The sequence below is a fragment of the Pseudodesulfovibrio sp. JC047 genome (assembly GCF_010468615.1).
GTDB lineage: Bacteria > Desulfobacterota > Desulfovibrionia > Desulfovibrionales > Desulfovibrionaceae > Pseudodesulfovibrio.
Genome location: NZ_WUEH01000007.1, coordinates 24,430 through 49,053 on the forward strand (window position 1 = coordinate 24,430; position 24,624 = coordinate 49,053).

At 52.0% G+C, this 24,624-nt stretch carries 24 protein-coding genes; 18 read left to right on the forward strand and 6 right to left on the reverse strand.

Translation table 11 applies throughout. The features are described from left to right. Nucleotides 1–7 precede the first annotated feature (7 nt). The 9 genes from GO013_RS06040 (at nt 8) to GO013_RS06080 (ending at nt 8,759) form a co-directional block, all read left to right on the forward strand. Complete coding sequence (locus GO013_RS06040) at nt 8–268, forward strand: hypothetical protein (RefSeq protein WP_163809208.1); 261 nt, start codon at nt 8–10, stop codon at nt 266–268. Then, nucleotides 258–2,054, forward strand: coding sequence for a Na(+)/H(+) antiporter subunit D (locus GO013_RS06045; protein WP_163809209.1), 1,797 nt, complete (start codon nt 258–260; stop codon nt 2,052–2,054). The genes GO013_RS06040 and GO013_RS06045 overlap by 11 nt, the downstream gene beginning before the upstream one ends. 26 nt (nt 2,055–2,080) lie before the next feature. Beyond that, nucleotides 2,081–3,613, forward strand: coding sequence for an NADH-quinone oxidoreductase subunit M (locus tag GO013_RS06050; RefSeq protein WP_163809211.1), 1,533 nt, complete (start codon nt 2,081–2,083; stop codon nt 3,611–3,613). 13 nt (nt 3,614–3,626) lie between these two features. Beyond that, nucleotides 3,627–5,075, forward strand: coding sequence for an NADH-quinone oxidoreductase subunit N (locus GO013_RS06055; protein WP_163809212.1), 1,449 nt, complete (start codon nt 3,627–3,629; stop codon nt 5,073–5,075). 465 nt (nt 5,076–5,540) lie between these two features. Further along, nucleotides 5,541–6,308, forward strand: coding sequence for a DUF1538 domain-containing protein (locus GO013_RS06060; protein WP_239057764.1), 768 nt, complete (start codon nt 5,541–5,543; stop codon nt 6,306–6,308). An 8-nt stretch (nt 6,309–6,316) separates the two neighbouring features. Then, a complete protein-coding gene (locus GO013_RS06065; protein WP_163809213.1) occupies nt 6,317–7,087 on the forward strand; it encodes a DUF1538 domain-containing protein in 771 nt (256 codons plus the stop codon). A gap of 15 nt (nt 7,088–7,102) precedes the next feature. After that, entirely contained in the window at nt 7,103–7,450 is a 348-nt protein-coding gene (locus GO013_RS06070; RefSeq protein ID WP_163809214.1) for a P-II family nitrogen regulator, read from the forward strand. Between the two features lie 36 nt (nt 7,451–7,486). Next, complete coding sequence (locus GO013_RS06075) at nt 7,487–7,882, forward strand: CBS domain-containing protein (protein WP_163809215.1); 396 nt, start codon at nt 7,487–7,489, stop codon at nt 7,880–7,882. Between the two features lie 304 nt (nt 7,883–8,186). After that, nucleotides 8,187–8,759 carry a type I restriction enzyme HsdR N-terminal domain-containing protein gene (locus GO013_RS06080; RefSeq protein ID WP_163809217.1) on the forward strand — a complete coding sequence of 191 codons (573 nt, stop codon included), beginning with the start codon at nt 8,187–8,189 and terminating at the stop codon, nt 8,757–8,759. A gap of 106 nt (nt 8,760–8,865) precedes the next feature. Here the strand turns inward: GO013_RS06080 and GO013_RS06085 are convergent, their stop codons facing one another. Both GO013_RS06085 and GO013_RS06090 read right to left on the reverse strand, forming a co-directional pair. Then, entirely contained in the window at nt 8,866–9,084 is a 219-nt protein-coding gene (locus GO013_RS06085; RefSeq protein ID WP_163809219.1) for a ferredoxin, read from the reverse strand. Between the two features lie 71 nt (nt 9,085–9,155). Further along, nucleotides 9,156–10,169, reverse strand: coding sequence for a DUF933 domain-containing protein (locus tag GO013_RS06090; protein ID WP_163809221.1), 1,014 nt, complete (start codon nt 10,167–10,169; stop codon nt 9,156–9,158). Between the two features lie 122 nt (nt 10,170–10,291). On the opposite strand from GO013_RS06090, the gene aroL reads away from it, so the two are divergent. The 4 genes from aroL to aroC are packed head-to-tail and all read left to right on the forward strand — an operon-like array spanning nt 10,292 to nt 13,974. Then, entirely contained in the window at nt 10,292–10,834 is a 543-nt protein-coding gene (aroL, locus tag GO013_RS06095) for a shikimate kinase AroL (protein ID WP_163809222.1), read from the forward strand. A gap of 23 nt (nt 10,835–10,857) precedes the next feature. After that, nucleotides 10,858–12,222 (forward strand): potassium transporter TrkG, encoded by a 1,365-nt coding sequence (locus GO013_RS06100; protein ID WP_163809223.1) that lies wholly within the window; start codon nt 10,858–10,860, stop codon nt 12,220–12,222. A gap of 18 nt (nt 12,223–12,240) precedes the next feature. Further along, nucleotides 12,241–12,900 carry a TrkA family potassium uptake protein gene (locus tag GO013_RS06105; protein ID WP_163809224.1) on the forward strand — a complete coding sequence of 220 codons (660 nt, stop codon included), beginning with the start codon at nt 12,241–12,243 and terminating at the stop codon, nt 12,898–12,900. A 9-nt stretch (nt 12,901–12,909) separates the two neighbouring features. Continuing rightward, nucleotides 12,910–13,974 (forward strand): chorismate synthase, encoded by a 1,065-nt coding sequence (gene aroC / locus GO013_RS06110; RefSeq protein WP_163809225.1) that lies wholly within the window; start codon nt 12,910–12,912, stop codon nt 13,972–13,974. Here the strand turns inward: aroC and GO013_RS06115 are convergent. The 3 genes from GO013_RS06115 to GO013_RS06125 all read right to left on the reverse strand — a co-directional run bounded on the left by GO013_RS06115 (nt 13,971) and on the right by GO013_RS06125 (nt 17,816). Further along, nucleotides 13,971–14,579, reverse strand: coding sequence for a DUF2238 domain-containing protein (locus tag GO013_RS06115; RefSeq protein WP_163809228.1), 609 nt, complete (start codon nt 14,577–14,579; stop codon nt 13,971–13,973). The two genes, aroC and GO013_RS06115, sit on opposite strands and share 4 nt — an antisense overlap. A gap of 2 nt (nt 14,580–14,581) precedes the next feature. After that, nucleotides 14,582–14,920, reverse strand: coding sequence for a hypothetical protein (locus GO013_RS06120; RefSeq protein ID WP_163809230.1), 339 nt, complete (start codon nt 14,918–14,920; stop codon nt 14,582–14,584). A 208-nt stretch (nt 14,921–15,128) separates the two neighbouring features. Further along, a complete protein-coding gene (locus GO013_RS06125; RefSeq protein WP_163809231.1) occupies nt 15,129–17,816 on the reverse strand; it encodes a pitrilysin family protein in 2,688 nt (895 codons plus the stop codon). A gap of 427 nt (nt 17,817–18,243) precedes the next feature. Between GO013_RS06125 and GO013_RS06130 the strand changes: the two genes are divergently transcribed. From GO013_RS06130 to GO013_RS16980, 4 genes are all read left to right on the forward strand, one after another. After that, a complete protein-coding gene (locus GO013_RS06130; RefSeq protein WP_163809232.1) occupies nt 18,244–18,894 on the forward strand; it encodes a succinate dehydrogenase/fumarate reductase cytochrome b subunit in 651 nt (216 codons plus the stop codon). A gap of 11 nt (nt 18,895–18,905) precedes the next feature. Then, nucleotides 18,906–20,741, forward strand: a complete 1,836-nt coding sequence (locus GO013_RS06135; RefSeq protein WP_163809233.1) for a fumarate reductase flavoprotein subunit — start codon at nt 18,906–18,908, stop codon at nt 20,739–20,741. Between the two features lie 3 nt (nt 20,742–20,744). Beyond that, on the forward strand, nt 20,745–21,482 hold the full coding sequence (locus tag GO013_RS06140) for a fumarate reductase iron-sulfur subunit (protein ID WP_163809234.1): 738 nt from the start codon (nt 20,745–20,747) through the stop codon (nt 21,480–21,482). 525 nt (nt 21,483–22,007) lie between these two features. Further along, nucleotides 22,008–22,178 carry a hypothetical protein gene (locus GO013_RS16980; RefSeq protein WP_203529419.1) on the forward strand — a complete coding sequence of 57 codons (171 nt, stop codon included), beginning with the start codon at nt 22,008–22,010 and terminating at the stop codon, nt 22,176–22,178. A gap of 92 nt (nt 22,179–22,270) precedes the next feature. Here the strand turns inward: GO013_RS16980 and GO013_RS06145 are convergent, their stop codons facing one another. After that, a complete protein-coding gene (locus GO013_RS06145; RefSeq protein WP_163809235.1) occupies nt 22,271–23,035 on the reverse strand; it encodes a transporter substrate-binding domain-containing protein in 765 nt (254 codons plus the stop codon). A 377-nt stretch (nt 23,036–23,412) separates the two neighbouring features. Between GO013_RS06145 and GO013_RS06150 the strand changes: the two genes are divergently transcribed. Next, the gene (locus GO013_RS06150; RefSeq protein ID WP_163809237.1) at nt 23,413–24,588 is read left to right on the forward strand and encodes a PLP-dependent aminotransferase family protein; all 1,176 of its coding nucleotides are present in this window, start codon (nt 23,413–23,415) and stop codon (nt 24,586–24,588) included. The last annotated feature ends 36 nt before the right edge of the window (nt 24,589–24,624 follow it).

The following is a 24,624-nucleotide window of genomic DNA, read 5'->3' on the forward strand; positions in this document are numbered from 1 at the left end:
GAATGATATGAGTCAAAAAGGTTTGGGCGGATTACTCGCCAAATGGAGAGACAACTGGAAAGCGTGGAGAATCATTTTCTTCGTGACGCTGGGAGTACTGCTCGTACTCAATATTCCATTTGTCACACATCACCCGCACTTTGGTCTTGATAAGTACCCCGGATTCTTTGCCGGATTCGGACTTATCGTCGGGCTGGCCATGGTCATCCTCATGAAGAAGGTGGTCCAGCCGTTTATTGCCAGGAAGGAGGATTACTATGGAGACTAGTTTCTTTATCCATCCCTCCATGGCCTTCCTCGCACTGGCTATCATCGTTCCCTTTGTGCCTTCGGCATTGTGGATGAACAAGGCGTTTCGCGGCACGCTGGCATTGCTGGCTCCGCTTATTGCCTTGTATTCCATATTCACGGTGGCACCCGGGACATATTGTGCTTTGGAATATCTGGATCAGGCTCTGGTGTTCGGGCGTGTGGACAAATTGTCCATCGTCTTTGGCCAGGTCTTTTCCGTCATTGCATTCATTGGTGCCATCTACGGAATGCACGTTGAAGACAGAGGCCACTATGTGTGTGCGTCATTGTACGTCGCCGGTGGTTTCGGTTGCGTGTTTGCCGGGGATTTGCTGACGGTCTTCCTGTTCTGGGAACTGATGTCCATCGGCTCCACATTCCTGATCTGGCAGGCTCGGACCAAAGAGTCCGTGGGTGCCGGATTCAGGTACTTCATGTACCACACCGTTGGCGGGTTGTTCCTGCTCGGCGGGTTGTTGCTGAAGTACAAGGTGACCGGAAACTTCGATTTCATCGCGGTGGATCCTGCTGGTGCCCAGTTGCACGATTGGTTGATCCTGACTGGTTTCTGCGTCAACGCGGCGGTCGTGCCGTTACACGCTTGGTTGCCTGACGCTTACCCTCGCGCATCGGTCGCGGGTGCGGTGTACATGTGCGCCTTTACGACCAAAACAGCGGTGTATGTGTTGGCCCGTGGCTTCGCCGGATGGGAAGTCCTCGCGATCGCCGGTACCTGCATGGCTGTGTATGGTGTTTTGTACGCGTGCATGGAAAACAACGCTCGACGGATTCTGTCCTACCACATTGTTTCCCAGGTGGGATACATGGTGGCGGGTATCGGCATCGGTACGGCCATGACGCTCAACGGCGCAGTGGCTCACGCATATGCCCACATCCTGTATAAGGGGTTGTTGTTCATGGGCACCGGCGCGATTCTGTATTCCGTCGGAACTGCCAAGTTGGATAAGCTGGGCGGGCTGGCATACAAGCTGCCTTGGGTCATGGTTCTGTACATGATCGCAGCCTTGTCCATCTCTGGTATGCCGCTGTTCAACGGATTCATTTCGAAAACCATGACCATTGCTGGTGCGGCTGAGGCCCATCGCACATTCTTGGCGCTCGGAATGGAAATCGCCGCCGTCGGTACGTTTATCTCAGTTGGCATCAAGCTCCCGTACTTCGCGTTCTGGGGCGGTAAAAAAGAATATGTGGGCGAAGTGAAACCTTTGCCTGTAAATATGTATGTTGGCATGGCCATTTGTGGGTTGTTGTGTATTGCTCAGGGCGTCTATCCCAATATGTTGTATCAATATCTGCCGTACACGGTGGAACACGCATTTGTGCCATGGACACTGGACAAGGTCATCAACTCCGGTCTGTTGCTCGGTTTCTCCGGCCTGGCCTTCTATCTGACTCGTGAGATCATCACTCCTCATGCAAAGCTCAATTTGGATTTCGATATTTTCTATCGCCTTATTGGGACATCATTGATGCGCGCTGTTTGTTGGCCTGTTTCAAAGGTCGATGACGTGTGGACCGAGGTATATAATACCGTTGGTCTTCGTTCGCTTATCGGTATGGGGAATGGCACTTCCTGGTTTGACAAGAAGGGTATTGATACGGTGGTGGACGGCAGTGCATATACTGTCAGGAATATCGGCAGGGCAGGGGCGAAAGTCCAGAATGCCCATTTGCAGGATTACCTGGCTTTGGCAGCCGTTCTCGGCTTGGGCATTTTCGCCCTGGTTTGGTACTTCGGCTAAGCCGGACAATCTAAGGAGAGCGAGTTTTGGACTTCGGATATCCGGTTCTTACAACATTGATAGCATTCCCGCTGGTCGCGGCATGTGGACTCTTCTTCCTGCGGTCGCCGCAGGTCGTGCGCTACTACACAATGGCAGCGTCGATCATAGAGTGTCTGCTGGCCATCCCTTTGACCGGCTTTACAATGAACGCTGAATTTCAGTTCGTCGAGAAAATCGACTGGGTCCACAAATGGGGACTCCAGTATTACCTCGGCATCGACGGAATCAGCATACTTATGGTCCTGCTGACCATCGTGGTTTTGCCACTGTGCGTCATGTGTTCATGGACCTACATCGGCAAACGAGAGAAGGAATTCCATTTCTGTTTGCTGATCATGACTTCGGCTGTCCTTGGCGTCTTTTGCGCTTTGGATTTGGTCCTGTTTTACGTTTTCTGGGAAGCCATGCTTATCCCCATGTACCTGCTGATTGCAGTTTGGGGTGGCGATGATCGTCGATACGCATCGCTCAAGTTCTTCCTGTATACGTTGGCAGGGTCCACGCTGTTGTTGGCGGCCATCGTGGCCTTCAGGATCACCGGTGGAACCTTCTCCATACCGGAACTCATGCAAATGAACTTCAGCTTCCGCTTCCAGTTCTGGACCTTCCTCGCAATGGCTTTGGCCTTTGCCATCAAGGTTCCCATGTTCCCGTTCCATACATGGTTGCCCGCAGCGCACGTTCAGGCGCCTGCGGCTGGTTCTGTTATTCTGGCTGCGGTTTTGTTGAAGATGGGAACCTATGGTTTCCTCCGCTTCTGCCTGCCGCTGGCTCCGGCTGCAAGTGAGTACTTCGCCCCGATGATGATCGCGATTTCCATCGTATCCATTCTCTATGGCGGTGCCATTGCACTGGGACAATCGGACATCAAGAAATTGGTTGCCTATTCGTCTGTGGCCCATATGGGCTTCGTGACGTTGGGCATTTTCCTGTTCAACATGCAGGGCGCTCAAGGTGCACTGCTTCAGATGTTGAATCACGGTATTGTCACCGGCGCACTCTTTATGTTGATCGGTGCTGTGTACGAACGCAGTCATAGCCGCGAGATTACAGACAACCTCGGGTTGGGCAAATATTTGCCTGCCTTCATGTTCTTCTGGGGCTTTATGGCCATGGCGTCATTCGGTTTCCCCGGAACCAACGGGTTTGTCGGTGAAATGTTGGTGCTGACAGGTGCCTTCAAATCATCCGTTATCATCGGTTTTTGCTGTATTCCTGGTGCATTGTTGGCAGCCGCGTACATGTTCCGCGTGAGTTTGAAGATGGCTTGGGGCCGACCGAGTTCAGCCAAGACATGGCGTGATCTCAATGCCCGTGAGTGGATCATGTTGACCATTCCCGCTGTTTTCGTTCTCTGGATCGGACTGGCTCCTGCGCCGTTTTACAAGATCATCGATCCTTCAATTGAAAAATTGTTGAACGATTTCGACAAGCGCAAGGTCGCCTCAATCGAAGTCGAGCAACCGTTGCAAACTGCCGCCGCTGACGTTTTGAACGTTATAGCGGGCAAGAAATAGGGGGATTGAGAACGTGAACTTCCATATCACAACGCTTGTCCCGGAACTGTTCTTCTTCTGCCTTGTGTTGGTTCTCATGATCCAGTCACTTGGCAGCAGAGAGTGGCAACCACCAGTTGAAAAATGGCTTCCTTTTGGGGCTGGACTGGCCTTCTTTGTCGCGATTACAGGGTTTGCCTTGCAAGGAACCATGTTTTGGGGTGTCTATAAAGTTGACATGATGTCCCAGTTCTTCAAGATCGCCATCGCCTTTGGTTTCTATGTGACGGTGCTCAATACGTCGCGTCAGCCAACGCTGGAAGACGGAAAACGGGCCGACTATTATATGTTGCTCGGATTCTCCACTTTCGGGTTGATGCTGCTGTCGTCAGCCGTTGAATTGATTACCATTTACCTGGCTTTGGAGCTGGCTTCCTATTCGATGTATGCGGTCATCCCGCTGCGGGCCAAGTCAAAAGGTGCGGCCGAAGCAGGCGTCAAGTACGTCCTGTTCGGTGCTGTGTCCACGGCCTTGGCTTTGTATGGTTTGTCCTACATCATGGCATCCCAGCACACGACGCATATTGCTGAACTCATGAACAAATCCTGGTCCTTTGCGGATCAGCCCATGGCCGTTGTCGGTCTGACGCTGTTTCTGACCGGAATGTTCTTTAAATTGGCTTTGTTCCCGTTCCACTTCTGGTGCCCGGATGTCTATCAGGGAGCCAGTAATGAAACCGCCGCTTTTGTGGCAACCATGCCCAAGATGGGCGCCATTGTCGTTTTGTGTCGACTTGCCGTGTTGTTGAAGCCCGGATTGGAAATCACCACGATCATCGCGATTCTTGGTGCATTGTCCATGACGTTCGGCAACCTTTCGGCCTTGGCTCAGACGGATTTGAAGCGACTGCTTGGATTCTCGTCAGTGGCACATGCCGGATATATCATGGTCGGTCTGGTCAGCGGAACTCCCGAAGGAGTGAGTGCTGCCGCCTTTTATGGCTTGGCCTACCTGCTCATGAACCTGCTGTTGTTCTGGATCGTGAGTCGTATAGCTGTTGATGGACGGAATTTGCATTTGAAGGACCTGAACGGTCTGTACAAAAAAGCCCCGGTCCTTGCATTTTCGCTTGCGATCGGAGCCTTTGCCCTTGTCGGTCTTCCACCGACGATGGGGTTCATGGGCAAGTTCTTCCTGATTACCTCTGCATGGGATCATGGATATAATTGGTTGGTCATCACCCTGGTGTTGAACTCCGCCATCGCCATCTATTACTATCTTGGACTGTTCCGTCACGCCTTTACTGAAGAAAAGGCTCCTGCGGATGTTCCGGCTCCGGATACAAGTTGGTTTGCATCTGCGGGTGCTGGCATGTTGGCAGCGGCCGTGTTGCTTATTGGCATCATTCCGGCTCCTTTGTTCAACTTTGCCATGACAGCTGGTGAAAGCCTGTACGGCATTGTCTCAGGTGGTGGACATTAGTCCTTCATTCTGAAAAATGATGAAACCTGCCCGGTTCAGCCTTGTGCTGAACCGGGCTTTTTTCGTTGGTGCCCCCTGAAAGTCGGTGAGGTTTCACATAAAAAAGGGGGTTTGGCTGCTCTACTTTTCGCCCCGGTGCTTTTTGTCTCACCGGGAGAAAACACCTCGTTTGTACTTGAATGGGAGCAGGTCGCCATGGGTGATTGATTGTGAAGGGTGGTTTGGGGTATACTTTCCCGGTGGTGTCTTTGATTGCGCGATGCCCGTGGGTGTCACAGAATGGAGAGCGTCGTTTTTCGAGAAGAAAAATGGTGATATTTTAAGGAGTTATTTGAAAAGACGGACAATGTGCTGAAATAATGGGTGTGGCTGTCCTTTTGGAATGGGTTTTGTATTAATTCCTGTTTGGCAAAAGAGAGACAGCCGACTGCAACCATTCTGAAAACAAGGGAAAGAGGCAATGTCATGAAAAAGGGTCATACTTCACCATTCAATCTGTCCATGTTTCGAGCTGCCGGGCAGAAAGTGTGGAGTTCCTTGACAGACCTGTTACCGATTCTTTTGGTGATTGCTTTTTTTCAGATCGTTGTGCTCAAACAACCGTTGCCTGATCTCGGTCGTGTTGCCTTCGGTGGAGTGCTTGTCGTTCTCGGCCTGACTTTTTTTGTCCAGGGATTGGAAATGGGGCTGTTCCCCATTGGCGAGGCCATGGCCCGTGCGTTGGCGCGTAAGGGAAGTCTGTTCTGGTTGTTGGTTTTTGCCTTCGCTTTGGGCTTTTCAACGACAGTGGCTGAACCGGCGTTGATCGCAGTCGCAGCCGAAGCCGCCAATATCGCTGCTCAGGCAGACCTCATTGTGTCCAATCAGGCCGCTATCAATCAATACGCGTTGGGTTTGCGGTATTCCGTGGCTGTTTCCGTGGGGATCGCCATCCTTATCGGGGTGTTACGAATACTTCGGGGGTGGCCGGTCCATTATTTGATTATCGGTGGATATGTGTTGGTCATGCTCATGACATTGATTGCTCCGAAGGAAATCGTGGGTATCGCCTATGACGCCGGAGGAGTCACGACATCGACCGTGACTGTGCCTCTGGTTGCGGCGCTTGGTGTCGGCCTCGCCTCCATTATTAAAGGCCGCAGTCCGTTGGTTGACGGGTTCGGACTGATCGCATTTGCGTCATTGCTTCCCATGATTTTTGTCATGGGATACGGATTGATCCTTTTTGGGTAGGTGGAGCTATGTGGTTTATCAGCACCTTTTGGGAGACATTGCTTGCCACATTTCGTGACATTCTTCCCATCCTTGGATTGATTGTCTGTTTCCAATTGGGAGTCCTGCGGCAGCCCATTCCCCACCTTCCGCGACTGGTGGTGGGTGGTGTTTATGTTGTGATCGGACTGACCTTGTTTCTCCTCGGACTGGAGATGGCTTTGTTCCCGGTGGGGAAAATGATGGCATTTCAGCTTTCGGATTTGTCCTTTATCGCTCCGGATGGAGACCTGAGCGCATTGACCCGGTGGACGTCCTATGGATGGGTGTATCTTTTTGCCGCCATGATCGGATTTTCGACCACCATCGCCGAGCCATCGCTTTTGGCCGTCGCAATAAAGGCCCACGAAGTTTCTGGTGGGGTTATCAGTCAGTGGGGACTGCGGATTGCCGTGGCCGTGGGGGTGGCTGTCGGTATCGCACTGGGCACGTTTCGAATCGTGACCGGAACCCCTTTATATATGTATATTTTGGCAGGATATGTCATTGTTATCATTCAAACCTTTGTCGCGCCGAAAAAGATTATCGCCTTGGCATATGATTCCGGTGGGGTGACAACATCCACAGTGACCGTGCCATTGGTCGCGGCTCTGGGGCTGGGGCTGGCCGAAGCGGTCCCGGGCAGGAATCCGGTGTTGGACGGATTCGGTCTGATCGCGTTTGCCAGTCTGTTTCCAATCATAAGCGTTATGGGATATGCCCAGTATACCGAGTGGGCAGCGCGTCGAAAGAAGCACTAAGATCAGGAGAAGGGCATGAAATTCAAACTCATTCTTGCATCAGTCAAGACGCATATAACAGATGCCGTGGTTGATGCTGCAAAAGAGGTCGGAGCCACCGGGGCGACCATTATTACCGCCCGCGGCACGGGAATGCGTGAAGCGCATACGTTTTTTGGGCTGACGCTGGAGGATCAGACGGACATCGTGATGTTTCTGTTGGAGGAACACACGGTCAAACCCGTCTTGAAGGCGATTGAATCCGCTGGTCGTTTTCACGAACCGGGGACGGGAATCGCTTTTGTGCTGCCGGTCGAGGATGTCATTGGCATGGAAAGTCAGATCGAGCGGTTCAAGGAAAAAGTGCGGGATACCTATTTTTAAGGCCGGACGGATGTCGGGTGAAGCGAGGAAGATGCAATGACGCAATCAATAGTACGAGTCAGGGATATCATGCAGTCGGACATCCTGAGCATTGACGGCATGGCCTCGGCCACGGATGCCGCTCGGATGATGCGAGAGCACAAGGCCACGGAGTTGCTTGTGAACAAACGTCATGAAGACGACGCATGGGCCATCGTGACCATCATGGATTTGGTCAAGGACGTGATTGTTCCCGGTCGGGACGGAGAGTCGGTCAGCGTGTACGAAATCATGACAAAGCCGGTAGTGACGGTGCCCGCGACCATGGATGTTCGGTATGCCGTTCGATTGATTCATCGTATGGGAGTACATCGTGCGCCGGTGGAACACATGGGAGAAATCATCGGGATGGTGACGCTTTCGTCGCTTATTCTTGATAGTCATGTGCTGTAACGGGGATTCTGCATTGAAGGTCTCTGGACAACCGTGTCTCAGGGACGCTCTTGAAACAAGAGAGGAACATCATGTGGGCTTTTTATTCCGCATTTCAGGCTGCTTTGGATTTATGGCGCAAATGCCCGGCCTGTGGAAAGGTCCAGAAAGTGCCATTGAGTGATAAGGGGAAAACCGTTCAGTGCTGCAAATGCAAGGCGTCCATTCCGCCACCGAAGGACCGGTTGTGAGCGGGATTTTCGTTGATGTGCTCTTGCCTTGATCCCTGGGGATGCGTATCTTCTGAAAAGAAGGATGTGAAACTATGCATGAAGCGAGTTTGGGCGGAACACTCCGCGATTATTTGAGCGGCGAAGACATTGACGAAACCACCTTTGAGGAGTTTCGGCAGTTGTTGGCACAGTTACTGGTTGAAGAAAAAGGCTATCCCAAGGAACGTCTCAAGGCCAAAGTCCCCTTGACGTATTCTGTGGATGGCGAAGATTTTGAGCGACCAATTGATTATGTCGTGTACGATGCGCAGGGCACACCTATTTTCATCATTCTGTTCTGTGCCGGAGATGTCGTGACATTCGAGCGTGAAACCGTCTGCGCGGCCCGGCTTATTGACGGTGGTCCGGTCCCGTTTGCCCTGGTGACTGATACCATGGAGGCATCCCTGCTGGACGTGAAAAGCGGGGATTGTCTGGCCCGTGGCATGAAGGCCGTGCCAGAATATGCCGAGTTGCAGCGAATGGTGGACTCGGTCGAAATGGCTCCCCTGACCGACGAGCAACGGGAAAAGCAGACCCGCGTTTTTCATACGTATTGCGGATTCATTTATGGCACCTGTTGCAGTGAGTCGTGCTCGCTTCCACCAAATCCGCTCAAGAAATAAGTTCGGTTTCACACCGTTTTTTGAATAAAAAATGTCACGCCATGTCCATGAGACAGGGCGTGACATTTGTTGTGTGGTTGCAAAGAATGAGTTTGGATCGCTTCGTTCAACAATCCACAAAGACAATGCAGTCTTCAGGGCATGAATTCATGATGTCCCGGACTTCTTCTTCAGTCACTTTGGAACGGCAGACATACGGCATGTTGAGGTCGTCATCCCATTCAAAGACATCAGGGTTCATCTCGATACATCCCTGACACAGGCGGCAATCGCCCAACTCAATGGCTATTTCACGATGCTTGGTACAGGTCTTTTCTTGTGTCATAAGTTGAGAATAATTCCTGTTTGATCATTTGGCAAGGGGAAAGATCGTGATTTTTGTGAGGATCTTCCGAGCTAGACGTTGAATCTGAATTCAATGATGTCGCCATCCTGAACGATATATTCCTTGCCTTCCAGACGGGCTTTCCCTGCATCCTTGACGGCCTTGAAGCTTCCCAATTGGATAAAATCGTCATACCCGATGACCTCTGCACGAATAAAGCCTTTTTCAAAATCGGTGTGGATGACCCCGGCTGCCTGGGGGGCGGTTGAGCCGATGCGCACTGGCCATGTGCGGCATTCGTCTTCCCCGGCCGTCAAAAAGGAGATGAGACCGAGCAGGTGATATGTCTTGTTGATAACCTTGTCCAATGCGGATTGTGAGAGACCCAGGTCATTCAGGAAGAGGGCCTTTTCTTCTGGATCATCGATTTCTGCCAGTTCTCGTTCGAGTTTGGCAGAGACCGCGATGTGACTCATGCCAGCGGTTTCTTGTGGAAGCTGTATGGATGTTTCATCCCCTTCGGGACAGTTCCAGACATACAGGATCGGGCGGGCGGAGAGGAATTTATACCCTTTGAGTTCGGGAAGAGCCGCCAGAGTCTCATCTGTCCTGAGCGGGTGCTCTGCTTCCAGCGTCGCAAGAGCGCGTTGCAACGCATTTTGTTCCTTGGGATCGACCAACGCCTTGTTCTTTTTCTCATCGGTGGCGAGTTTTTCGAGCCGTTTTTCAATGACCGCCATATCCGTGATCATCATGTCGGCTTCAATGGCCTGCCATTGTTCATGTGGGTCGTTCATGCCGGAAAACGCATCCAGAACACCGATGAAACAGTCATAGGGTCGGACTTCATTAAGAACTCGGTCGCCGAGACCGGCACTTTTACCGCCGCCACCCGGAATATCGAGGTATTCGATTTCGCTGTACGTGATTTTTTTGGGAGAGAAGAGTGCAATGAGCGGGTCAAGTCGGGGGTCCGGGACTTTTATCATGGCGCGGTTGCCAGCGGCTGTGGCATCCGGTCCGGCCAATGCCGCGAAAAGATCTGTTTTTCCTGCACCGGAAAATCCGAAAAGTGCTGTTTTCATGGTTTTCTCCCTTCATCGATATCGTGTTGTGCGTGGAGCCTATCAGTATTTGGACTGATTGCAAAATAGGTAATGAGTTTGAAAGATTGAAGCCAACGCGGTTTTCCTCTACATTCTCGGATATGGACAGACGGAAGAACATCTTTCTTATCGGGCCAAGGGCCTGTGGCAAGACCAGCGTGGGGCGGCGGCTCGCAGCACGGCTCAACAGTGAATTTGTGGACACCGACCACGCACTGGTGCAATCAGTTGGTTGCGAAATCGAACAATACGTCGCTCTTAACGGATGGGAGGCCTTTCGTGAACGGGAGGCGGCCATACTGGCGCGGGAATCCGAGCCGGGTGGCCGGGTGATCGGTTGCGGCGGCGGGATCGTGTTGAAACCGGAGAATCGGACGATTTTGCGAACAGGGATAGTGATCTATCTCAAGGTGGACCCTGTCGAGCTGGTTCGTCGATTGCGTCGTGATCCCAATACCGGACAGCGGCCATCCTTGACAGGGCAGGGGCTCACGGCCGAAGTGGAGACGGTGTTGGCTCAACGGGCACCATTATATGAGTCGTGTGCCGACTATGTTGTCAGTGCGGCGAGTGTGGCCAGTGTGGTCGAGAATATTCTGGCCAGACTTGAGCGAAGTCCCGGTCTTTTTGACAGGATATGCTGACAGGCATATACAGATAGGTATCCATGCGCGCTAAACTCTTTTCCCCATACTGGTTGCCGGTGTGGTTCTTTGGCGGAACCATTCTCATCGGTGCGTTTGTTTTGCATCTTGATGTGAGTCATCCGGGTGGGCCTTTGTCCTTTGTGGACGCATTGTTCACGGCCACGTCCGCCATGTGTGTCACCGGATTGGCCGTGGTCGATACCGGATCGTATTTTTCAACCCTTGGATTGGACGTGTTGTTGGTCCTGATTCAGCTTGGTGGTTTGGGGATCATGACCTTTACTACCCTGATTATTCACCTGCTCGGCAAGCGGGTGTCGCTCAATGACCGTCTTGCTGTCGGGCAAAGCCTGTTGCGTGATCCCTCTTTTAGCCTGCCCAGATTCCTGGCCCGGGTCGTCTGGTGGACGTTCTTTTTCGAGGGGTGCGGTGCCTTGGCCCTATGGCTTATGGACCCGGTCGGGTTTGCCCCGTATTCTGCGATATTTCATTCCATCTCAGCCTTTTGCAATGCCGGTTTTTCCCTGTATCCCGATAGCCTCACCCAGTGGGCCGGACATGGTGGGGTGAATCTGGTATTCATGATTCTCATCACGGCTGGTGGGCTTGGTTTTTATGTGCTCATCGAGTGTGCGTCCTATTGTCGGAAATTGGCGGTCAGGATGACACACAAGCATCGCGCCATGCCCCGGCTGAGTTGGCATTCGTCCATTGTTCTGAAAACCTCGGCATTTCTGGTCCTTTTGGGTGCCGTGGTCATCTTCTTTGCCGAGGGTGCTGCCGGGAATGCCCCGGGGGCGTTGTCCGAACGGGTGTGGACCGCATTGTTTCAGTCAGTGACCTGCCGGACCGCCGGATTCAATACGGTGGATATTGGGAACATGGCGAATGTCTCGTTGATTTTCATGATGTTTCTCATGCTTATCGGAGGATCGCCCGGATCGTGTGCCGGGGGGATAAAGACCACGACATTCCGCGCGTTGTGCGGATTTGTCTGGGCACAGTTTCGGGGGCGCGAACAGGTCCAGCTCGGACGGTTTGCCCTGACGCAGGGGGCATTGAACAAGGTGGTCTCCCTGACGACCATGACGTTTATTTTGGTCGGAGTGGGGACGCTGGTCCTGACTGCGTTGGAAAGCGGGGACAGTTCCTACCTCATGGCCCGGGAAGAGTTTATCGTGAATTTGTTTGAAACGATTTCCGCGTATGGAACCGTTGGCCTGTCCACCGGGGTGACGTCGTCACTGGACACTCTGGAAAAAATGACGGTCATCGTGCTCATGTTTGTCGGGCGATTGGGACCGGTGTGGCTGTTGTCCGCATTGCAGAGTTGGCAGGCTGAACGTCGGTACAAGGTCCCGACCGGGAATTTACCGTTTGGATAGAATGTGAAGGAGAAGATCATGTCGGAGACAAAGGAAGTCGGTGTTATCGGGCTTGGCAAATTCGGATTGGCTTTGGCCAAGGCTCTGACCGATTTGGGGCATGATGTCGTGGGAGTGGACAAGGACCCGGAGAACGTGCGTCGGGCGCAGGACACCTTGGCACAGGTCTATGAAGCGGATGCCACGGATGAAAAAACGTTGAGTCAGATTGGATTTCAGGATCTGGAAAAGGTCATTGTGTCCACGGGTGATTCCATGGAAGCCAGCATCTTGGTGGTGCTCAATCTGCAAACCATTGGCGTCAAGAATATTTGGGTCAAGGCGTTCAGTCAGGAGCACGAACGGGTTTTATACAAGTTGGGTGTGCCGTTCGTGGTGTTTCCCGAAGCGTTTGTGGCGTTTCAATTGGCGCATCGGCTGGCGGTTCCCGGACTGCATGAGTATTTCGGGCTTGGCAATGATGTGGCAACCCGGGAAATCGTGGTGGACGACTGGACAGGAAAGACATTGCGAGAACTGGATTTGACCAATACCTATCAGGTGCAGGTCATTGCCTTTCGGCATTCGGGCGAATCGGAATTCCATTTTGTGCCACAGGCGAAACGGGTGTTGGAACAGGGCGATGTCCTTGTCCTGCTTGGAAAGACCGAAGATATTATTCAGGTTGATAAATTTTAGGATGCGATCATGAGCGGCAATATTTTGGGCACAGTGTTTCGATTGACCACTTTTGGCGAGTCCCATGGCCCGGGGTTGGGCGGCGTGGTGGACGGCTGTCCGGCGGGTATTCCGTTGGACGAGTCCATGCTGCAAGCGGAGTTGGACAGGCGTAAACCCGGACAGGGTGGACTTGCTTCAACCGCACGGCAGGAGTCGGACCGTGTCACGATTCTCTCCGGTGTGTTTGAAGGGAAAACCACGGGGACATCCATCGGATTCACCATTCCCAATACCGACCACCGTTCCAATGATTATTCCGCGATCAAGGATGTGTTTCGGCCCGGGCACGCAGACTATTCATTCAATGCCAAGTTCGGCTTTCGGGATTATCGCGGTGGTGGGCGTTCATCCGGACGTGAAACCGTTTCCCGGGTCGCTGGTGGTGCCATTGCACAAGAAGTATTGCGGCGTGAAGGTATCGCTGTCTATGCCTCCACGGTCGAGCTGGGTGGGATTCCTGTGAATGCGAACGATTTTGAAGGTGCGCAGACCCGACCCTATTTCAGCGCGGACCCGGATATCGTGGATGATTGGAATGACCGAATCAAGGCGGTCAAATCTCAGGGTGACACCCTCGGCGGGGTCGTGGAAGTCCGTGCCACATCGGTTCCGGCGGGTTTGGGTGAGCCGGTATTTGACAAGCTGGACGCACGCCTTGCCTATGCGCTTATGTCCGTGGGCGCGGTCAAGGGCGTGGAAATCGGGTCCGGGATGAACGCTTCCTGTTCGCTTGGGAGTCTGAATAATGATCCCATCGGGCCAGACGGATTTTTATCCAACAATGCCGGGGGAATTCTCGGTGGCATTTCATCGGGACAGGATATCGTGGCTCGGGCATTTATCAAGCCGATTCCCTCCATTGCGCAGACGCAAGGTACGGTAAATTCCGATGGTTCGGCCACGTCCATCACCATTGGCGGCAGGCATGATATTGCGGCCATCCCACGGATTAATCCCGTGCTCAAGGCCATGATGGCTTTGACGCTCGTGGATATGCTGCTGCTGGACAGACGGTTAGGGATGCGGGACTAATTGTCGGCTTTGATACCTGAGAATCGGAAGAGCACAAGGGCGGTCACGGCACCGAGGGTGTCTGCAAGCATGTCGGTTTGCGCGTCCCAGATGTCCCCTTGGGAGCCGAGGAATTCGATTCCGGCTTCACCACCAGCTTCGACGGCATACCACCATTCAATGATTTCATATCCTGCGGCCAGTGCCATGATGGCGAACAGGCTGAAGAGATAGACCACAACGGGTCGTGCCAGACGTTGACGGGTTAGGAATTCAGCGATGGGAAAGGCATAGAATCCAATGGAAAAATGTCCCAGCCGATCGAAGTGGTTGCGTTCAAAACCGAAAAGGTCGGTGATCCATTCGAAAGGCACATTGGCGAAGGTGTAGTGCCCGCCTATGGTGTGCAAAATGAGCCAGCAAGCCATGAGACCATAGGCTAGATTGGAAAATCGGAAGATCTTGAAGGTGAAAACCAACGCCAGAAAAACCAGAATGACCGGAATGTTTTCCGCCCACCAGACATCCCGCATGACCGGATTGATGGCGAGAATCAGCCAGATGGCGGTAAAGATTCCGGCCAGTCCGTGCGGGAAGTATCGGGTGACGGCGTTTCCCGTGGGCATGGCTATTTGACCCGTTTCATCCGGACAGCGGTTCCGTAGCAGGAATAGTATTTGTCGCCTTCGGGATGAAAGGAGACGGTTTCGCGATAGCCGATGATGGCGTCGGCGTTGACGTCGATGGCTTGGGCCATCAGTCCGTAAAAGGCGTTGTCAAAGACATAGCTTCGGCAGACGATCAGCCCGAAAGCGGAGTGGATTTCTCGTCCGGGAATAGTTTCGGTGGTCATGATTTTCATTTTCCCCGCCATGTACATGTCTTTGGCGAGTTTCATGCGTTGATCGTTCTTGAGTTCTTCCTTGGCTGGATTATGCCGTTTGGGTGAGCCGAAAATAAGTGCCATCTATGTGATCCCCTTGGGTTTGGTGCGTTGTATTGCTTGAAGATATGTAACGCGGAATCGGGGATATGGGCAAGTCTTCCGCACAGGAAAGGTCGGACTGTTTTCCTGTCCGCGTCGGCTCGTGGTTGAAATCCTGATCGTGAAATGAAAACAGGGCCGGATGAACATGCTGTTCGCCCGGCCCTGTGATTTTGCAGTGAGTGATGCTCTATGGAGTGACCATCATGATATAGGCCTTGTCGTCCGTCATATATTTCTTGACGATGGCCTGGAGGTCTTCGGGAGTGATCGTCTTTGTCGATTCAATGAGCTTTTCTTCATAATTCCGATCAAAGCCACGGGCCATGAGGCTGGCTGCCTGACGGCTGCGGGCAATGAGGGATTGGTGATCTTGATAGTAATTGCCGACAATGATGTTTTTGGCGCGGTCCAGTTCCTCGTCCGGCAGTGGGTTCGCGGTCAGTTCGCTGAGCACGGTCTTGAATCCGGTCATGGATTGATCGACCTTGTCGGGATTGGTCCCGATGTACAGGGCGATAAACCCGGTATTCTTGCTTTGCCAGAGCATGGAAGTGACAGTGTAGCCCAATCCCTGTTTGTCGCGGAGGTCTCTGAATAACAGCCCAGACTGTCCAGACAAGACGGTTTTGAGCATTTCCAGTTCAGCCGAAGTCTTCATGTCGGTTTTCCCAGGCGTGGGGAAGAGCATCAATATGTGCGACTGATTCCGATCCGGCAACTGCATGGTGCGTTCCCGCTGCGTGCCCCACTGTGGCGTGGTGAACGCATACGGTTTGTCATTCATGGTCAAAGTCGTGGCAATGTTTTTGGCAAAGGCTTCAATGGCTGCCGGGTCGTATTGACCGCAGACCGCCAGGGTGAAGGGGCGCATGGACTGCCTGTTCCAGAAACGGATGATGTCCGCATTGGTGAAGGCCTCGACCTGGTCCACGGTTCCCTCATGTAACAAGGAGTAAGGGCCTGTTTTGTACAGGAACGGGAACAAATTCCGGAAAGCAAGGCCGAGGGGTTGGTCTTCCCGCCGTTTGATGCCTGCAATCTGGTCCTGTTTGGCTCGATTGATTTCTGTTGTGTCAAAGGCCGGGGACGTGAGCGTGTCGGTCATGAGTGGCAATACTGTGTCAGTGAACCGGGTGGGGAATTTGGCTTCGACCGCAAAGATGTTGCGCCCGGCAGTCGCGCCGAGGCTGGTGGCGTGGTCAGACAGGAAATCCTGCATTTCCGTGGCCGTCATTTTCATGGTGCCCCGGGTCAGTCCCGCAGCGGTCAGGGACGCGAGTCCCTGCTGTTCCGGTGTCAGTTCTCCGTCGCCACCACTCCAATACATACTCATGGCGGTGTACGGCAAGGTTTCGTCCGGCAGGAACACCAGTCGGCTGCCACCGGGCAGGGCGATCTCCGTGGGATTTGCCGTCAGCTTGGCCGCAGCCTTTTTCGAGAGCGTGTCAGGTGTCGGCCACTGTGCCTTGGTTATGGCTGTCAGCGACTCGGCAGACACATCCTGTCCTTCCGGCGCAAGCACGGCCACGGCCAATTGATCGGGCCGGACAAATTCATCATAAACGTCTTTCATCTCGTCGCGGGTCACCTGACTGAGAGAGAACAAATAGTTCTTTTCCGCTTGTTCACCATTTTCAAAGAATTGGAAATAGCCGATTTTGCTGGCAAGGCCGGACAATGTTTCCTTGGTCAGGAACATGGAGTCCTCAATGTTCAGCTTGGCGCGTTCGATTTCCCTGTCCGTGAAGTCGGTGGGGTCGAATGTGGCCAGTTCCGTCATCAGTTCAGACCAGAATTGATCGACCTTGTCCGCATCCAATGTTGCATGGACATAGAACATGCCGCCGCGTTCGAGCGTCAAAGGCGAGACGGAAATGCTGTCGACCAATTGTTCTTCATACTTGAATTTGCGGTACAGGCGAGCGGTATCGTCTCCACCCATCAGTTGAGCCAACAATTCCAGCCCCGCGATCTTGTCGGAAGATCCGTGCGGGATGGGGAAGGCGGCTCCGAGATAAACCTTGTTCCAGTTCCCGTTCATTGTGACCACGTGCGGGCCAGTGCCGGTTTCCGGGATGGCAATGGCTTTGGGCGGCGTGAAGGAATGGGTGTTTTCCAGTGAACCGAGCAGGGTATCGGCTTCCGCAAGAATCTGCTCCGGGTCCACCTTGCCGGTGACGACCAGCAACATGGACTGCGGCTGGTAATGGGTGGCGATATAATCCTTGATATCTTTTTGCGTGAAGGACTGGACCGTCTCACGATAGCCGATGATCGGCCATTCATAGGATGAATCTTTCCAGATCATGGATTGCAAGGTCTTGAACAGCTTGCTGCCGGGCGTGTCTTCACCCCGTTTCAGCTCTGCGAGCACGACCTGCTTTTCGCTTTTTAACTCATCCGGGTCAATGGTCGGATTGAATGCCATGTCCGTGACCACATCCATGCCCAAGGCCCATTTGTCATCAGGGACTTCGACATAATACACGGTGTAGTCAAAACTGGTGGCCGCATTGAGCATTCCTCCAGCGGATTCGATTTCGAGGGCGGTTTCACCTGGACCGCGTTTATCGGTTCCCTTGAAAACCATATGTTCAAGCTGGTGGCTGATACCTGCAATTTCCGGAGTTTCATAGGCGCTTCCGGCATGGACATATAGCCGGACATTTACCAATGGGAACCGGGTGTCTTCCTTGATAAGGACGGTCAGCCCGTTTTTGAGTTTGACGAGTGTCGTGTCTCCCTGAACAGATGGTGTCAGGGTGGTTTTTTGGTCGGGTGCGAAATCAGTGGGGTGTGTTGTATTCATGTGTGTCACTTGGCAGCCGGTCAAGACCATGGATAGGCCGATCAGCATTACTAAAGTTCGGAACATGGGCAATCTCCATACGGTTCATCATGTTCGAGAAAAATATATTTTTTTGTCCAATTCGATCTCAGTAACATAAGTCCGAAAAACTGTCTGGCAAGTGTGTTTACCGGAGTGCCTGATGAATCGGGCTGCACCGTAACCGAGCCTTCTTGAAATGAAAACCATTATCCAGACTGGTTTTTTTGAGATGGCTTTTCCTTTTGTGTCTTGATTTTGTGACTATTTCCAAAAAAAATGAAAAAAATATTCTGGGAAAAAACAGGTGTTTGATTGAACAATCAACAATATTTACGGCGTATTGCCACTGTGCTTTTTCGTTGACTTCATGATGAGAGATGTTTGGCTATATTGACAAAAAACTTGTGGCAGGCATAGGGTAAATGATTGATTGTCAAGGGAACTTTCGTGTTTAACCCAACGGAGGGATTGAATGTCCATCAATTATGCACCGACTGGGAAATTCGGTAAATGGGATGGCATATTGGACTGGCTTCAGATGTTGTCCGGTGTCAGCCTGATTTTGTTTATGTGGTGTCACATGCTGCTTGTTTCCAGTGTTGTTATCAGTCCGAAAGTCATGGATGCCATTGCCTATTTTTTCGAGTCAACCAGAATGGCGCAGATCGGCGGACCGCTTATATTCATGGTTTTTCTGATGCATTTTCTTTTGGCCGCCCGGAAGATCCCGTTTCGTGTCGAGGGCCAGAAGACCATATGGCACCATGCCCGGATGTTGCGCCATGGTGATACCTGGCTTTGGCTTATTCAGGTCATCTCGGCCATGATCATTCTGGTCATGGGGTCCACGCACATGTGGGTTGTTCTGACAGACCTGCCCATTTCCGCGGTCAAGTCGGCTGCTCGGATTCAAAGTGGATTCTGGGCCATCTTCTACCTCATCCTGTTGCCTTTGGTCGAGCTGCATGTCGGTATCGGGTTATACCGTATCGGTGTGAAATGGGGATTCGTGAGAGATACCGATCGTCCCAAATTCAAGCGCAGTGAGAACATCCTGACCCTGATGTTTGTTGTCATCGGTTTGGTGACATTGGCTCGATTCTGGTTTTTGAATGTCCAATAGGAGAGGGTGCCATGCAGACTGTCTACACCGATTTTCTTGTTGTCGGCGCGGGTCTGGCGGGCGAGCGCGCGGCTGTTGAGGCGGCCGATGCGGGATTCTCCACCATTTGTTTGAGCCTGGTCCCGGCTCGGCGGTCCCATTCTTCGGCCGCGCAGGGTGGGATGCAGGCCTCACTCGGGAATTCCGTCATGGGTGAGGGGGACAATCCTGATGTTCATTTCGCGGATACGGTCAAAGGGTCTGATTGGGGATGTGATCAGGAAGTGGCCCGTCTGTTTGCGGATGCCGCTCCCATCGAAATGCGTCGGCTCGCGCATTGGGGTGTGCCATGGAATCGTGTGGTCCCAGGCAAATCCATTTATTACAAGGGTGGAAAACAGTTTGAAAAGATCGAAGCTGAGGACAAGGAAGGGCTCATCATGGCCCGATCCTTTGGTGGAACAGCCAAATGGCGGACGTGCTACACCTCGGACGGGACTGGTCATGCTGTCATGTGTACGATGGATAATCGGTGTGCGCAGGTCGGTGTCGAGGTCCATGACAAGACCGAAGCCATTGCCCTGATTCAGGATGAAGAGACGTGTTATGGGGTGATTGCCCGGTGTTTGCGGACCGGAGAACTGTGGACCTACCTGTCCAAGGCGACCATGATCGCGGCGGGCGGATTCGGGCGCATTTATCCCAACACCACCAACGCAGTCATTTGTGATGGCGGAGCGCATACCATGTGTGTCGACACCGGCGTGGTGCCCATGGGCAACATGGAGGCCGTCCAGTTTCATCCAACAGGCATTGTACCCACGGATATTCTCGTGACCGAAGGCTGTCGTGGTGACGGCGGGACACTGCTCGATGCGAATGAAAAGCGATTCATGCATGAGTACGAGCCGGAAAAAGCCGAATTGGCGTCTCGTGATGTGGTGTCTCGGTGGATGACGCATCACATGCGTGAAGGGCACGGAGTCAAGTCGTCCTACGGAGAACATCTCTGGCTTGATATCCGCCACCTCGGGGCAGAGCATATCACCGGAAAGCTCCGTGAAGTCTACGAAATCTGTACATCGTTTTTGGGTGTTGATCCGATTCATCAGTTGATTCCGGTTCGGCCCACACAGCATTATTCCATGGGAGGCGTGCGGACCAACAAGGACGGTGCCGCCTATGGTCTCAAGGGGCTGTTCGCAGCCGGAGAAGCTGCGTGTTGGGATATGCACGGATTCAACCGTCTCGGTGGGAATTCCTTGGCCGAGACCGTGGTGGCCGGTGGCATCATCGGGCGCAAGATCGCTGAATATCTCCAAGGGTGCGAAACCGAATTCAAGACCGGATTGATTCGCGATACGGCTGCATGTCAGCAGGCTCGTATCGATGATCTCATCACGTGTGCCAACGGGTCGGAAAATGTCTACCGGGTTCGGGCTGCCATGCAGGATGCCTTGCACAAGGGTGCCAATATTTTCAGAACCCAGGACGGACTGGAGACCTGTGTCGCCTCTTTGCAAGAGGTCGTGGCCCGAGCCAGAAATGTGGGGTTGCGGTCCAATGGCCGAGGCGTCAATCCTGAGCTGGCCGCTGCGCTCAAGCTTGAAGGGCAGACCAAGATGGCTTTGATGATCGCGTATGGCGCGCTCATGCGGACGGAATCCCGAGGGTCACACAACCGTGAGGATTTCACGGCTCGCAATGACAGGGATTGGCTCAATCGGACATTAGCCTACTGGAAGCATCCTGATGACACGATGCCGACACTTGAATACGAAGCCGCGACCTCGGTTTTCGAGATTCCCCCGGGAGATCGGGGCTATGGTAAGTCAGAAATCATCAGCGCCGACGTTACAAAGGAATAAAGTATGTCCAGACTTTTGAAGCTCAGTATCTTTCGGTATAATCCCGAGGACGAACAGTCCGAGCCGCACATGCAGGAATTCGTGTTGGAAGAAACCGATTCCATGACGCTTTTTATCGCACTCAACAGGATTCGTGAAGAGCAGGACCCGTCGCTTCAATTCGATTTTTGCTGTCGGGCCGGTATTTGTGGTTCCTGTGGTATGGTTATCAATGGTCGCCCTGGTTTGGCCTGTCATACCAAGACTCGTGATTTGCCCGGTGATATCACGTTGCTTCCGCTTCCTGTCTTCAAGCTTGTCGGTGATTTATCGGTGGATACCGGGTCCTGGTTTCGTGAAATGTACACCAAGACGGAATCATGGATTCATACCAAAAAGCGGTTTGATCCGACCGCTCTCGAAGATCGAATGGACAACCAGCAAGCCGTTGATATTTACGAATTGGAACGGTGCATCGAGTGTGGATGTTGCATTGCCGCCTGTGGTACCGCCCGGTTACGTGCTGATTTCATGGGTGCCGCTGCGCTCAACCGTGTTGCCCGGTTTCTGATCGACCCTCGTGATGATCGCACGGAAGACGAGTATTATACCATTATCGGGAATGATATGGGCATTTTTGGTTGTATGGGGTTGTTGGCCTGCGAAGACGTCTGTCCCAAACATCTCCCCTTGCAAAATCAGCTCGGTTTTCTGCGACGAAAAATGGGGATTACTTCCTTGAAAAGACTTTTTACGTCGTAAGGAATGCCTCCGGCGGCCAGAGGGAAACCTCTTGGAAGAGGTTTCCCTCTGGACTCCCTTCCAGAACTTTTTGTCGCGCCTTTGGCGAGGTTTCACGACATTCGTTGAGTGGGATTAAAGACAGTAGAGTTATAAAAGAAGGGATAGTTAAAGAAGTAAGATGGTTTTGCAAAAAGACTATGTTTGAAATTCTTTTCAGAGAGTTTGTAAAAAAAACAATTTTTTATAACGTCCTTCAAAGAGCCGCACGAACTCACGCTGCCGACAGCCCTCGCGAAGCGACCCAAAAAGTTTTGGAGGGTCCAGGGAACCTTTTTCAAAAGGTTCCCTGGTCGTCGAAGACGCCACCCCGGCGAGGGGCCACCGGAGGTCTCTTCAAATCGAAGGAACGGTTGGGTCATGATGGTGCGGTCGAGCTTGACACAACTAAATATTTCATTCACAGAGGACCTGTACCTGCTGGCGGTATAGTTCCACAAAGAAAATTCTGTTTTGGTTAAATGCGAATGATATTAGGGGTTTGTCATGGAAAAATCATATTTTGAAAATATAGATTGTCATAAGGACGATAAGAAGGACGAGAAAACATACACACCATATCCCGGAGCGGATGAAAAGTATGATGATGGTTCTGATTGGCGTCTTTACAACCCGGACAAATACCGTGATCCGAACTGGTCTCCAGATAAGGAATAATTGCCCAGTTTAGTTTTTTTCAGTTTGAAAATATAACCCCGTCTCCAGTTGGAGGCGGGGATTTTTTTGTGGAAAGCAGCTCGGCAGCTCAGTTATTTCCACCATTGGGCCAGAAGCCTGTCGAATTGGCTTTGACCGCTTGAATCGGTGGCTTTGAAGTCTTTGAGTTCGCTGTTGAGCCGTTGGATCAAGGTATTGTCAGTGTCTTTGCTGAAAGCGAAATACAAGGGGTATTCGCCAAAGGTGAAATAGGTCGTGTATGCGCATTGCGACATGCCTAATCCCTTTAAGAGAGGAGGGATACCTTTTTCGGTAAAGGCAAAAAGATCGACTTCGCCATTGGCTAATTGGCGGAGAGCTTTTACATGCGTTGGGCTTCGGTGAAGGGCGGTGGCTTTGATTCCACCGGCCAGAAGTGCTTTTTCCGATCGGCTCCAACGGACTGTCGCAATACGATATTTTTTTAAATCAGATTGTAGTGTGATGAAAAGGCGGTCTTTTTTTCGTCCCATGAGCACAATTCGGCTAGTGGCAATGGGACCAACCCATTTATACAGATGTTCTGTCTGTGGCGTTCGAATCGCGTTGAGAAGTATCCGCTGTGACGCACAGGCCGTGCGTTCATAGGCATAGGCCCAGGGAGCGAGTTTGATAGCTCGATCGGTGATGGGAGAGCCGGATCGTTCCATGATGGTTTGGAGTGTGGTGACTGAGATGCCCTGTACCTGCAATCCCTTGCTGACACTGTATGGAGGAAAAGGGGCAGCCAACGCCACAAAAGGTTCGGCGTGAGCGGAAGGGGTGAAAAGACAGAGAAACCCCAAAAAAACGAACAGCAGAAGTCGAGTGTGAAGCATTGCTTTCAATACAGATAAAAGTGTATAAAATCAAATTGTTGAAAGTAGATATAGTCTCGGAAGTTTTGTCTGTGAGATTCACTTGGAGGGGCTTCACTCTCCTGACATAAAATATATATTGACAAATAAAGAATGGCTCTTATTATTAAATCGGGTAATTTGTTTTCGTTTGTCAGGTATTGGTCCTGATGTGAATGGAAACGACACGCATCTTTGTATGTACATTCTCCTCTTCTTGCCCCTGAGGGTCGGCCGGTTGCCGACCCTCTTTTTTGTTGAGGAAAAAGACTGCATGGTTCTTTTGCCCTTATTCCGCGTGTGGCCTTGCAAGCTCTGTGTTTTCCGCGTATCTGACTCTCCTGAAAGGAGATAAATATATGTCAGAGAAATTTGCGCGGAGAATGGGCACTGTCCATCGTTCATTCATCCGAGAAATCTTGAAGGTTACGGCTCATTCCGAGATCATTTCATTTGCCGGCGGGTTGCCGAATCCTGAATTGTTCCCCGTTGCCGCTATGGACACAGCCTCTCATGAGGTTTTTTCCAAAATTGGTTCGTCTGCATTGCAGTATTCCACGACAGAAGGTGATGCCGGACTCCGAGCCATTATCTCTCAACGCTATGCAAAGCGTGGTTTGACGGTCGATCCGGATTCCATCCTCGTGACCACTGGTTCCCAGCAGGTTCTTGATATCTGTGCCAAGGTCTTTCTGGATAAGGGCGACAAGGTTGTTATCGAAAGCCCCGGTTACTTGGGAGCCATTCAGGCGTTTTCCCTTTTCGAGCCTGAGTTCGTGACTGTTTCTCTCGAAGATGACGGTCCCAATCTCGAAGAGTTGGAAGCCGCTTTCAAAGCTGGAGCCAAATGTTTTTACGCTGTGCCAAATTTTCAGAATCCATCTGGTATCAGCTACAGCCTTGAAAAACGACAGGCCGTTGCTGCTTTAACAGACAAATATGGTGTCCTTTTTGTGGAAGACGATCCGTATGGTGAACTTCGCTTCATGGGTGAAGATTTGCCGACAGTTTATTCTTTCTGCAAAAAACCCGGTATATTGTGTGGTTCTTTTTCCAAGATTGCAGCCCCCGGATTCCGTATTGGTTGGGTGGTCACCGAAAAGACTATTTATGACAAGTTGGTCATCGCCAAACAGGCGTCAGACCTGCATACGTCTACTGTGGCTCAATCCATTCTGCGTCGGTATCTCGAAACCAATGATATCGAATCGCACGTGGAGCTTATTAAGGAACGGTACGGTCGCCAGCGTGAATATATGGTCGAGATGATTCAGAAGTATTTCCCCAGTGACGTGAAGATTACCAAGCCTGAAGGTGGAATGTTCTTGTGGGCGACCATGCCAGAAGGTTTTTCGAGCATGGATCTTTTTGATATGGCTATCGAGCATAAGGTCGCTTTCGTGCCAGGGCGTCCGTTCTATGTGGATGGATCGGGCGAAAATACCTTCCGTCTCAATTTCTCCAATTCAGATGAAACTCGAATTAAAGAGGGTATCAAACGGTTGGGGCAGTGCATCGATTCTTTCTTGAAATAACGTCTTTGGTCACGAGGAATGACCAGAGCGCAGCAG